A 12,610-nucleotide genomic window follows, 5' to 3' on the forward strand; every position below is an offset into this window, starting at 1 on the left:
TCGGGTTATTTGGCTGCTGTAAGAGCATAGTTGCGCTTTCAGCTAACGTGCGAGCTCTGCATCTCAATTCCCATACAAACAAAAGAATGGCTGTACAAGCTCCTAAGCTTGTACAGCCATTCTCTGTATTTCCAGCCTACAAACGCTGGATATTAAATTCAAAAGCAAGCTCTTGGTTCGCAGGGATCAAATACTCTCCATGTACTGGAGCTCCCCAGCTGTCATCTCCGCCAACGCCCATCTGTCTGCCTGCTACCGTAACAACGGTATAATGAACATTCGGCAGCTCATAATGATGATATGCGCTCTCCAGCTCGAAAGCTGTATATGGCGAAATATTACATTCAACCGGCTGCTTCGCAGGAGCCGTAATGCGAATACCTTGGCCGTAGTCGTTGCTGATGCTTACGCGGCGCACGCCAGTACGGTTGCCCGATTCCTGTGGCACAACGTAGCCTGACACATTGTCAGCAGCATCATTCTGGAACTCGCCCAGTCTAGCACCGAACGCACGGTCAATATAATTCTCCTCAGGGCCCATCGCATACCAATCCAAATGGTTATAATCGGCTGGAACCTTGAACGACAACGCGAATATTGGCAGCTTAGGCAAGCCTTCTGCTCCTTGATAACGCGATTTCACATTCAAGCTGCCATCAGGCAGTACTTTGTAAGCAACAGTTACCAGCACATCTGCGCTGATGCTCAGCTTGTAGCTGAACGTAACAGTCGCGCTCCCTGCTTCCTGAGTAAGCTCTACGCTGATACATTTGCGTGTCAAGCTTGCAGCGAACCAAGCACCGGAATCAAACCCAAGTGCAAAGCCTTTATCGTTATCTGTCGTCGCTCTCCAGAACAGCGGAGCCGGCGGAATAGCGATCATTTCTTTGCCTGAGTAGTTAACCGAAATGAGTGTACCTGCCTGCTTCGAGAACATGATGCTGAAATCACGTCCATGAACGCCGATATTCACATCGCCTTCAACTACACGAAGTGAACCTTCTGGCTGTGCTGGAGCACTAGTTGCTTCCGTAACGAACACATATTGACCGAACGATACTTCATGACCAGCATCTGCCCACAGTGTACGCTCCTTCAAGCGAAGTGCCGCATGCAGCGCGTATTCGCCAGCCTTTTCTGTGCTCGGCAGCTCCAGCTTCACATATGCTTCTGTTTGTGCAGCTACAGCTACATCTTGTGTGCTGCTGAATACTTCCTTGCCCTCAAGATGCAAGGTAAGAACCAATTCATATGCATCCGTACCCTCGAATAGGTTTTCATTGACGATTTTCACGCCATTCGAATCTGGGATAAGCTTGATGTTCTGGTAAAGGAACTTCACTTCCTGCATTTTAGGCGATTCCTTGCGATCTGCGAACACAATACCGTTCGTACAGAAGTTGTAGTCCGTTGCGCGGTCGTCGAAATCACCGCCGAAGGCCAAGAACTCCTTGCCGTAACGATCCTTCTTCACGATAACCTGGTCGATGTAATCCCAAATGAAGCCGCCTTGATACATTGGGTATTTCTGCTCAAGCTCTGTATATTTGTGCATGCCGCCAACGGAGTTACCCATCGCATGCATATATTCACAGCTAATGTAAGGCTTCTGTGGATCTTCATTCAAATACTGCTCGATATCAGCAGGCTTAGCATACATGCGGCTTTCCATGTCGCTGGTAGCATCGTATGTGCGATTGTGGAATACACCTTCGTAGTGAACGAGTCTGCTTGGATCTGTCTCACGGAAATAATTAGAAACATTTAGCAGCACTTCACCCGCATACGCTTCATTCCCAACCGACCAAATAAGAATGGACGGATGGTTCTTATCTCGCTCGACCATAGAAATCGCACGGTCCATTACGATTGGCTGCCACTCCGGCTTGTTCTCCGGTACGTTCCAAGATGGCTCAACTGCGCCCATCTTCTGCCATGAGCCATGTGTTTCGAGGTTCATTTCGTCAATGACATACACGCCATAAATATCACAAAGCTCGTACCATAGAGATTGGTTCGGATAATGAGAAGTACGAACGGCATTGAGATTGTTACGTTTGAGCGTTTCAATATCCCAAATCATATCTTCCTTCGTAATCGAGCGACCTCTTCGGCTGTTGAACTCATGACGGTTAACGCCTTTGAATACGATTCGTTTGCCGTTGATATGCATGATCTTGTCAATCATCTCGAAGCTGCGGAAGCCTGTCTTCTGTGGAATAGCTTCAACAAGCTTACCTTCGGAATCATAGACTGTAATATAAAGAGTGTACAAATAAGGGTTCTCCGCACTCCATGCCATTACTTGGCCTGCATCTAGAGTCAACGACGCTTTGCCGTTCTCTACCTGCTCGGAGCTCACAGAAGCGATCGTTTGTCCATTCGCATCCTTTAGCTCCAATGCTAATCGTGATGGCTGCGCTCCCGCAAGCTTCAGATCAACACGTACATTCCCGTTCGTGTACGTTGAATCAAGCTCTGCATGCACGAATAGATCACTAACGTGGATGTTAGGAACTGTATATAAATAGACATCCCGGAAGATACCTGAAAAACGCCAAAAATCTTGATCCTCCAGCCAGCTGCCCGTGCTCCGCTGATAGACTTCTACAGCGAGCTTGTTCTCTCCATCTACTAGGAAAGGAGTCAAATCAAATTCGGAAGGTGTGAAGCTATCCTCGCTGTAACCAACAAATTCGCCATTCAGCCAAAGATAGAAAGCCGATTCCACGCCTTGGAAGGACACATAAACAGGCTTGCCTTGCATTTGAGCCGGCACGGAGAAATATTTCACATAGCTGCCTACTGGGTTGTGATCTTCTGGAATAGCCGGAGGACGAATGTCGTTGTGGCCATCCCACGGATACATCGTATTCACATACTGAGGTTTGCCGAACCCTTGCAATTGAATATGGCCAGGCACCTCGATGTTTCTCCAGCCATCGCAGTCATATCCTGCTTGATAGAACGAGTCCGGACGATCCGCCGGCTTAGTGGAATAAGCGAATTTCCAGCTGCCGTTCAAGGATTGACGTAATGCCATAGTCGTGTCTGCAGCTGCTTCCTCTATCGACTCGTAATAACGGTGATCGGAATGCGCAGGCAATCGGTTCACCGCAAATACGCTTACATCTGTGAGCCAGCTAATACTTGGTTTCGTTGTTGTCATTGCGATTTCCCCTTAAAGTCATGTAAAAGCCAGGAGACGCGTACCTCGTACGCTGCCACCTGACTTTTCGTTTACCTATTTCACTGAACCGGTCATTCCCGCTACGAAGTGCTTCTGCATCAAGAAGAATACCAGTGCTGTCGGAATGGTCGAGATCACGATGGCTGTCATTATAATACCATAATCAGGAGTGTAGCTGGACCCTAGATTTGAAATTAACATAGGAACCGTTCTTTTCTCCGGTGACTGCAAGACGATAAGCGGCCAAAGGTAGTTATTCCAGCTAGACATAAATGTAATAATACCTGCTGCAGCATATGTTGTTTTCATCGTAGGCACGAAGATTCGGAAGAACAAGCTGATCTCGTTCAGTCCGTCAATTCGGCCTGCTTCAAGCAGTTCCCGCGGGAACATCTTCGTATTCTGCCGGAAGAAGAAAATCAAGAATGCCGTCGTAAATGTTGGCAAGACAACACCCGACAACGTATCCAAACCGATAAACGGAACGGTCTGTGAAATTTTTCCGAACATTTGGAACAAAGGCACCATGATCGCCGCGAACGGAATCATCATAGAAAGCAATAGAATCGTGAACACGACATCTTTCGCTTTGCTGCGGTAAATTTCAAAGCCATAACCAGCCAATGAAGCAATGAGCATCGAAAGGATGGTCGTCGAAATTGAAATTTTCGCAGAATTCAATAGAGCGGGTACGATATCTACCGTGTTAAACAGCATCTTCACATTCTCGATAAGCTGACCGCCGGGAAGCAATCTTCCTTGCGTTACGTCTGCTGATTTGTTCGTAGCACTGATAATCATCCAAAGAAACGGGAAGATCGAAACGAATGCAAGCACGCTTAGAAACACATATATTAATACACGCTTAAGCTTATCCATTTTTATCACCTGCCGCTTTGAACTGAATGAATGCCAAGATAATGATCATAATTACGATCGAATAGGAAACAGTTGCCGCATAACCGAAATCAGCTGAGTATTTGAACGAAAGGTTATAAATATATTGCGAGATGGACATGGATGCATTACCCGGTCCGCCCTTCGTAATATTAACAACCTCATCGAACAATTGCAGCGTTCCGATTGTTGACGTAATAGATGTAAACAATATGATTGGCTTGAGCAATGGAACGGTGATACCAAAAAACTGTCTCGTAGACGATGCACCGTCAATTTTTGCAGCCTCATAGATGGAATGATCAATATTTTGAAGCGCGGACAAGTAGAATATCATGTTATAGCCAGTCCAGCGCCATGTGATTGCGATAATAACGGTCACTTTCGCCCAGAAAGGATCGGTAATCCACTGAATCGGCGCAGCGATCAAATGAAGATTGGTCAACATCTTGTTAACTAAGCCTTCCGTTGCAAACAAATATTTGAAGATAACGGAATAGGCAACAAGCGATGTAACGGCCGGCAAGAAGATTGCCGTACGGAAAAACCCTTTAAACTTCAGCTTACTGTCATTAAGCAATACGGATATAAACATAGCTAGTACAATCATGACTGGAACTTGAATGATCAGATAAATAAATGTATTCTTTACTGCTGCAATAAACGTTTTATCGCTGAATAGTCGTACATAGTTGTCAATTCCGACGAAATGGAGATTCATCCCTTTGCCCGATTTGAATGATAGGAGCAACGCTTGAATCATTGGATAGAAATAGAACGCCGCAATCATAATGACCGCCAGAATGATGAACATCCATCCGGTCAAATTAGCTCTAGTGCGAATTTTCACGCCAGGCTGCGCTGCTTTCACGTTAGCCTAACCCCTTTCTTGACGGTAATAAAACCACAGAAACTTCTCCTGCCTCATAGCCTGATCAATTGCTTGCCTAGCAGGAGAAGGAGAAGTTTCAGGTTTTATTTCTTAGCCGTATGTTCTCGTTTATTTTACTTGTGTTTCGGCTTGAGCTTGTGCATCTTTCAGCACGTCGTCGATTGCCTTGCCGCTAAGATAGTTTTGCATTTCCACGACTAGAATATCTTCTATCGCATACGTATGCATACCATAGTTAACGTTAGGAATTTGTTCTGTCCATTTCGCGAAATCTTCAACGATTTTTTGGCCGCCGAAGAATTCATCTGCTTGTTGGTATGCTTCGCCAGCTGCTGCTGCTTTAAGCGTACCGATTGCACCGATTTCAGTAACTAGCTTCTGGTAAAGATCAACGTCAGAACCAAAAGTTTGTTTCAGGAATTCAGCTGCTGCTTCTTTTCCATCAACGTTCATAACATACCATGAGCTGCCACCAAGGTTGGAAGCATTCACAGCGCCTGCTGTAGTCGACAATTTAGGGAACGGAACAACTGCCCATTTGCCTGATTGTGAAGCTTCAGCTTTAACGGATGCCGTAATCCAGTTACCTGTAGGAATAGATGCTACATCACCGCTATTGAATCCGCCGACGAATTGACTCCAATCGGAGTTAGCTTTAACAATGTCAGCTTCCATAAGCTCTTTATACGTTTCTGCTGCTTCTTTAAGTGCTGCGTTACCTGCAAGGTTAGGAGTAGTTCCATCTTCTTTCAGATACCAAGAGCCTGCAGATTGAACCATCATGCGGATAAGACCAAGATCATTCGGATCTTGTGTAAGCATTGCTTTACCTGTTTTCTCTTTTACAGCTTTACCAATTTCGATAAATTTCTTCCAATCGATATTTTGCAAGTCAGCTACTTTGTAGCCTGCAGTTTCCAAGTAGTCCGTTCTTACATACAAACCTGCTACGCCGGAATCGAATGGTACGCCGTATTGTTTGCCATCGAAGCTAGTCGGCCCGATTTTGTAATCAGCGAAATCACCTGGTGTGATGAAATCAGTTAGATCGAAGAAAGCATCTGGATAAGCTTGCAAGAAGCTTTGTGCACGGTAATCTTCAATCAAAACGATTGTCGGCAAGCTTTTTGTTGTACCTGCATTCAAGCCTGCATTCAATTTCTGAATGATGTCAGCTTGTGCGTTTTCCACAATGTTCACTTTAAGCTCAGAATCAGGATTCTTAGCTTTGTAAGCTTCACTTGCACGTTCCATAGCGCCGATGTTGAACGCTTTGTCCCATGCCCATACCGTAACCTCTTTGGTTCCTTCAGCAGCAGCGCCGCCGTTGTCAGGAACATTGTTTTCTTTGGTTGAGCATGCTGTCAGCAATACGAAGCTGGCAAGTGCAACCGCGAGTAGTTTTTTCAATTCCATACAACCCCTTTTAGTAAACTTTTCTAAAACTTTTACCGGCTAACGAATATCAGTATAACAACTCATTAAAATGACTCGTTAGCAAAATATTTGTGTGGATTTGTCATTCTATTGTTACCTTTCTGCTCGTTATTATGTAATTGAAAAATAATTTGTATTTTGGTACTTTCTTTAGGTCTTTTGGAGTGGGATTCTAATTTTCACCCGGGTACCCTCTCCTATGTGGCTAACAATCTCGACTCCATAATCCTCACCATAAAGCAGATTGATTCTGTCATGCACGTTCCGAATGCCTATTCCAGAGAAAAAGTGACTTGTACCAATTGAAGTATGCGCGGGGTTATTATGATCATATCCCTCCATACCGATGCCATTGTCTACTACTTCACATACGAGTGTCTGTTCTTCTCGCGAAATCAATACATAAATATGTCCGTCTTTACGCTCTTGAAAAGCATGGAAAAATGCGTTTTCGATAAACGGCTGAATAATGAGTTTAGGTACATGGTATCCATAGCAATCATCTGCTATGAAATAATTAACCGCGATCTGATCGCCGTATCGCACATGGTTTATAAAAACGTAGTTTTTCAAATTAACAAGCTCTTGAGCGACCGTAATCGTCTCACTAATATTACTCACTGTATTTTGCAGGAGCGAAATTAAGGAGTTTATCGTAGATGCTGCTTTTTCTTTATTGCCTTGCTGTACTAATATTTTGACCGATGCCAGTGTGTTATATAGAAAATGTGGGTTTATCTGCATTTGCAAAGCCGAAAGTTCTGCGTTGCGTTGATCCTTCTGTGTCTGAATAAGCTTCTTAATATAATCATTCAGCTCATCCAGCATATAATTGTAGGCTTTGCCCAATTCCTTGATCTCATAGCTTCCCGTTACCGTAATGTAATTATCAAAGTTATTTTCCGCAATTGTTGGCAGTTGTCTTGCGAGAAGCGTCAGCGATTTCGTTAACCGCCGTGAAATGAGAAAGACAATAATAAGTGCAACAAGCACAATGCCAACGCAAATAAGCGCGACAGTCTTGAAATCGACCATCTCGCTGAGTACCTCTTTTTTATCGATCATATTAACTAAATAAAAGTCATAGACGGGTAAATATTCGGACAGCACTAAGCTGCTTTTCCCGAGCACATTTACGTCCATATATTTCAAATCTTGTTGTTCCATTTCTTGCGCATAACGAAGCAAATCATGATTTTCTTGGCCAATAAGCTCTTGGCGATTACTTGAAACGACTGTGCCTGAACGATCTAGAATGGCTACATCGTTACCCCCGCTCGTAAAGCTTGCATAAAAACGCTTAAAATCACTTTCCCTTATCGCAAAATAAAGAATGCCGTATTGATTGCCGCTAATTCTCTCCATTAGTGCTCTCGATGCAACGATTACAGGATCTACATCGAATGAACCGCTTATATTTTCTATGTCGAGTTGATAGAGCAAACGCTTTGGATAAACGAGTGTATTCATCGTCAACTCGCTGTTCTGAAGTTTATACAGCGAGTTCGGCCAATAAGAGCTATCCGTGGAATAACTCTTGTTATTAATACCGGTAATGGTCATTGTGACAGGGTAGGCTGCTACGTTGGATTGAATTCGCTCCATCTGTTGATTCGCCTGATAGTAGCTTTTCAGTGATCCGATTGTATTCATTTCAGGACTCGTAAGAAAACCTTTGATGACACCGTTCTGCAGCACATTGTTCGTGGCAGTGACGACCGAATAGTTGAAAGATTCGAAATTCGCTTTGATTTGACTAATTATTTTTGAATTCGTAATACTGAACGTATTCATAAATAGCCTCTCCGACATTTGAATCGTAACGAGCGAGGTTAACAGCGCAACGGAAACGATGCTGACTAGCGTTACCATAAACATTTTGATAAACAATCCGTGATACTTGAACTTGCTCAGAAATCCTTTCATCGCCTAATCCCTCTTCTTAGTTGTATATTGTTTTCTATAATGGCTCGGTGACAGGCCTGTCAGCTTCTTGAATACTTTAGTGAAATAGCTGTGATCGGAATACCCGACCATGCTGCTAATTTCGGATATGGATACCGCAGAGTCACGCAGCAGATCTGCTGCTTTCTCCACTCTAATCTTGTTCAAATATTCGCTAAACCCTTCCTTGTTATGCGCAGTGAAGTAACTCGACAGGTAGGAAGGATTAAAGTGAAAATGCTTAGCCAGCTCCGTAAGGCTTAGTGATTCCGCATAATTCTCTCTAATAAACAAAAGAAGCTGCGTCATGTTTGAGTTGCTGCCTGCAGCAGACCTCTTCTCAATAACGTCATTTGCCTCTGATAGGAAAGCATGCAGCAGACTTATAGCCTCATTCGCGTGGTTGGCTTCGCCGATCTGTTTGAAATAGGTATATTTGGCTTCTTCCAGCTTCTTCATATCTGAATCTAAGCGACTAAGCAATATCGTTATATTAAAAATAACGTTGCCAACAAACGATTTGAATTCAAATACATCCGTTTTATAATGGGCTGCCAAACTGTTCACATGCTCTATAAGCGCTTCAAACGCTTCATCGAATTGTCTACGGCTCATCAGCTCAGAGAAATGATTCATATTGAAGCTCTCTACTTCACCATCATTAGGCGGAAGTTCATTATAGACAATTAAATGCTGGGATATTGGCAGGAAAAAACGATAGCTGCTCAGCGTAAGATATTGCTCCTTAAAGCTCGCGCTAAGCTCTTCCAGACGAGTGAATGGTTCTCCAATCGTCCAGATCGGTGCTGCGTGCTGCACTTCTGAGTTTACAGCCAATCTCCTACCTAGTCTGATTATTTTGTCCTTATCCGCTTTATTCAAGTTAACAAGCATGACGATATTATTCGAGTCAGTAGGCAGCTTCGTGTAGACTGCCCCGTGCAGCTCCTGTTCAAGCTCTGCTCCCAATCGATCAAGCCAATGCTGCTCCTCATGCCACTCGTTTCCTTTTCCCTGCGCTTGCATTAGATCAGCGCCAATCAGTTGAAAGCTGTCATGCGGGAAAGCTTGCGCAACCACGTGTTCATCCAGATCGAACTCGTAGCCGGAGAGGAGTTTATCGAGCATCCAAGGAATGGTTTGACCGCTGTCAGCCTCCCCTTCCTCTTCAAGTTTGAGAGACGGAATCTTCCTTGCTGTTCGCTTCACGATATCTAAAAGCTGGAACGCTTCTAGCTTGGGTTTCAGTATATAATCGGCAACACCGCTTTGAAAGGTCGATCTGACATAATCGAATTCGCCGAAACTGCTCAATATGATTACTTCTATTTGCGGATATCTTGACTTGATTGCCCGGGTCAACTCTTCACCGCCCATAACAGGCATGACGATATCCGTAATGACAATATGCGGCTCTTCACGTTCAATAAGCTCAAGCGCTTCTTTACCATTAGATGCTTCACCAATAATTTGGAAGCCTTCATGCTCCCAATTCAACAGATGCTTAATCCCCTGTCTGACTAGTAATTCGTCATCTACTATTAATACGCGACATGCGATTGCCATGCTTTTACCTCCGCTAGTTATCCGTTTATGAACAGGCTTTTGTTTCACTATTTATTCGTAATAGCTACGTATCACAATGTCTTGGTCGTAATTGCCGAATCCCTTCCCATAAAGCGTGAGGCCGCCTCTTCCTTGCGACGTATCATCCGCACTAATGGTGAAGGTCCAATGAGACCCTTCCCACGGCAATTGCTGAATCGAAAGCTCCGATATTTGCAGCCCATCGACAAAGCAGCCATGCTCATTTATCCGAAGCACCTTCATCAAGCCGTATTGATTCACATCATTTTGCCACCAATCGGGTGAGAAGCGTCCTCTCATTTTGCCAAAATCGCCGGGACTTGTCCAAGTGCCTAAATAAGTACCATTTATCATAAATTGAATGTCTGAAGGCCAATTATCATTAATATACGGTGCTTCTGAACCAATTTCCATCGAAATTTCAATTTCTTTCACTAATTGATCTTTGAATAAGTAATTCGGAACTTTATATTCCACAAATCCTCGTGTAAACCAAAGAATGCCTGCATTCACCCGCTCCGGATCGAGAAAATAGGCAGGATTGTCGTAATGCCCAATCATTTTCTCCGTTGAGGCAAGCCCGCATGTAGGTGCCGCTTCAATATTCGTATAGTGTCCAACCGGCAAAGTGATTTCTGAGAATTTTCTTGCTGCTGACACGAATCGAGACAACTTAATTTGCAGAAACTCTGTACAGAGAGAACAATACTTATAGGTACCGCCATTGATTCTACGCATGCGATAGCTGACTAACCCTGCTTTCTGCAGCTTGCTGACATGCGTGCTTACGATGGCGCTGCTTAGATAAAGCTCCGCTGCAAGCTCCTTAATATGCATTTCTTTCTTATTCAAAAGATCAATAATTTGTAATCGCACTTCGCTTGCGAGCGCCTCGTATACACGCAGCGAATCTGCATCTGTTGTTAAATACATGGTTCACCCGCTTCTTCAATTAGCAATTTAGCTAATCCTAATGATTTCAATGTTTCACATATTGATTGTATTTACTCATTATGATAAAAATAATAGAGAATATCAACTAAATTGAATTCGTTCATTTATTAATCCGATTGAGGAGGACTTTAATATGACTTTAAAATCAACGATGCTTATTGACAAAAACTTTACGGTTTCCGAAGTGGATCCAAGACTATACGGATCATTTATTGAGCACTTGGGCAGAGCGGTATATGGCGGTATCTATGAGCCCGGTCATCCAACAGCCGATGCCAACGGTTTTCGATTGGACGCGCTAGAGGCTATTCGTGCTCTTAACGTCCCCATTATTCGATATCCAGGTGGAAACTTCGTATCCGGCTACAACTGGGAGGACGGAGTTGGACCCAAGTCCGAGCGTAAGCGTCTGCTCGAGCTGGCTTGGTGGACAACAGAGACAAATGAAGTAGGAACGAACGAATTCGCTGACTGGGCTAAGCTTGCCGGCACTGAAGTCATGATGGCTGTAAATCTCGGTACGCGCGGCATTGATGCAGCACGCAACCTAGTCGAATATTGCAATCATCCATCCGGCTCCTATTACAGTGATCTTCGCATTTCGCATGGTTATAAAGAACCACATAAATTCAAAACCTGGTGTCTGGGCAACGAAATGGACGGTCCTTGGCAGATTGGTGCGAAGACAGCTGTTGAGTATGGCAGACTGGCGAATGAAACAGCAAAAGCGATGCGTTGGGTAGATCCAACAATCGAGCTCGTTGCTTGCGGCAGCTCCTCCAGCGGAATGGATACTTTTGCAGATTGGGAAGCTACCGTACTTGATCTCACTTATGAGCAAGTCGATTTTTTGTCCCTGCATACCTACTATAATAACAATAAGGGCGACAGTGCGAATTTCCTTGCCAAATCGCTTGATATGGATCAATTCATTTATGATGTAACGGCAATTTGTGATTACATCAAAGCCAAAAAACGCAGCAAGAAGAAGCTTATGCTATCCCTTGATGAGTGGAATGTATGGAATTCAATTGGAACAAGCCGCGCTGATGAGCGTTGGCAGATCGCACCACCTGAATTCGAGGATGTCTATACGCTTGAAGACGCGCTTGCAGTAGGCTGCTTTGCCATTACTTTATTGAAACATGCGGATCGCGTAAAAATGGCATGTCTTGCGCAATTAATTAATGTGATTGCACCAATTATGACCGAGAACGGCGGTCCAGTATGGCTGCAAACAACCTACTATCCATACTTGCACGCTTCCGTTCACGGCAGAGGAACCGTACTTCAGCCGATCATCTCTTCGCCGAAATATGATGCTAAGGATTTCACTGACGTGCCTTATCTTGAAGCTATCAGCGTTCATAACGAAGAGAAGAACGAAGTAACGATCTTCGCTGTTAACCGTCATCTAACAGAAGGACTAGCCCTTGACGTAGACTTGCGCAGCTTCGGTGATGTTAGCCTTATCGAGCATATTGTTCTAGAGCATGATGATTTGAAAGCCACGAATACGAAAGCAAATCCAACCCATGTTGTTCCCCATAACAACGGCAACGCCAAGGCGGATCAAGGCAATGTGTCAGCAGTACTTGGCAGAGCTTCATGGAACGTTATTCGGCTTAAGATACAAGCATCCCATTAATCGACTAATAAACAGAAAGAACCGCCTGGGACATGTCCCGGCGGTTCTTTCCATTCTCCTA

At 44.2% G+C, this 12,610-nt stretch carries 8 protein-coding genes; 1 reads left to right on the forward strand and 7 read right to left on the reverse strand.

Annotated features, from left to right (window positions below; all coding sequences use genetic code 11):
- Positions 1 to 136: 136 nt before the first annotated feature.
- The 7 genes from lacZ to FGT79_RS07430 all read right to left on the reverse strand — a co-directional run bounded on the left by lacZ (position 137) and on the right by FGT79_RS07430 (position 10,880).
- Positions 137 to 3,169 (reverse strand): beta-galactosidase, LacZ type, encoded by a 3,033-nt coding sequence (gene lacZ / locus FGT79_RS07400; RefSeq protein ID WP_138752068.1) that lies wholly within the window; start codon positions 3,167 to 3,169, stop codon positions 137 to 139.
- A 75-nt stretch (positions 3,170 to 3,244) separates the two neighbouring features.
- Positions 3,245 to 4,069 carry a carbohydrate ABC transporter permease gene (locus tag FGT79_RS07405; protein ID WP_138752069.1) on the reverse strand — a complete coding sequence of 275 codons (825 nt, stop codon included), beginning with the start codon at positions 4,067 to 4,069 and terminating at the stop codon, positions 3,245 to 3,247.
- Positions 4,062 to 4,901, reverse strand: coding sequence for a carbohydrate ABC transporter permease (locus FGT79_RS07410; RefSeq protein ID WP_138752974.1), 840 nt, complete (start codon positions 4,899 to 4,901; stop codon positions 4,062 to 4,064). The genes FGT79_RS07405 and FGT79_RS07410 overlap by 8 nt, the downstream gene beginning before the upstream one ends.
- A 186-nt stretch (positions 4,902 to 5,087) precedes the next feature.
- Entirely contained in the window at positions 5,088 to 6,389 is a 1,302-nt protein-coding gene (locus tag FGT79_RS07415; protein WP_138752070.1) for an ABC transporter substrate-binding protein, read from the reverse strand.
- 177 nt (positions 6,390 to 6,566) lie between these two features.
- Entirely contained in the window at positions 6,567 to 8,342 is a 1,776-nt protein-coding gene (locus FGT79_RS07420) for a sensor histidine kinase (protein WP_138752071.1), read from the reverse strand.
- A gap of 3 nt (positions 8,343 to 8,345) precedes the next feature.
- A complete protein-coding gene (locus tag FGT79_RS07425; protein ID WP_138752072.1) occupies positions 8,346 to 9,926 on the reverse strand; it encodes a response regulator transcription factor in 1,581 nt (526 codons plus the stop codon).
- Between the two features lie 51 nt (positions 9,927 to 9,977).
- Complete coding sequence (locus tag FGT79_RS07430; RefSeq protein WP_138752073.1) at positions 9,978 to 10,880, reverse strand: ArsR/SmtB family transcription factor; 903 nt, start codon at positions 10,878 to 10,880, stop codon at positions 9,978 to 9,980.
- Between the two features lie 154 nt (positions 10,881 to 11,034).
- On the opposite strand from FGT79_RS07430, the gene arfA reads away from it, so the two are divergent.
- Positions 11,035 to 12,549: an arabinosylfuranosidase ArfA gene (arfA, locus tag FGT79_RS07435; protein WP_138752074.1), complete on the forward strand. Its 1,515-nt coding sequence runs from the start codon at positions 11,035 to 11,037 to the stop codon at positions 12,547 to 12,549.
- Positions 12,550 to 12,610 lie beyond the last annotated feature (61 nt).

The organism is Paenibacillus sinopodophylli, assembly GCF_005930355.1.
Classification (GTDB): Bacteria; Bacillota; Bacilli; order Paenibacillales; family Paenibacillaceae; genus Pristimantibacillus; species Pristimantibacillus sinopodophylli.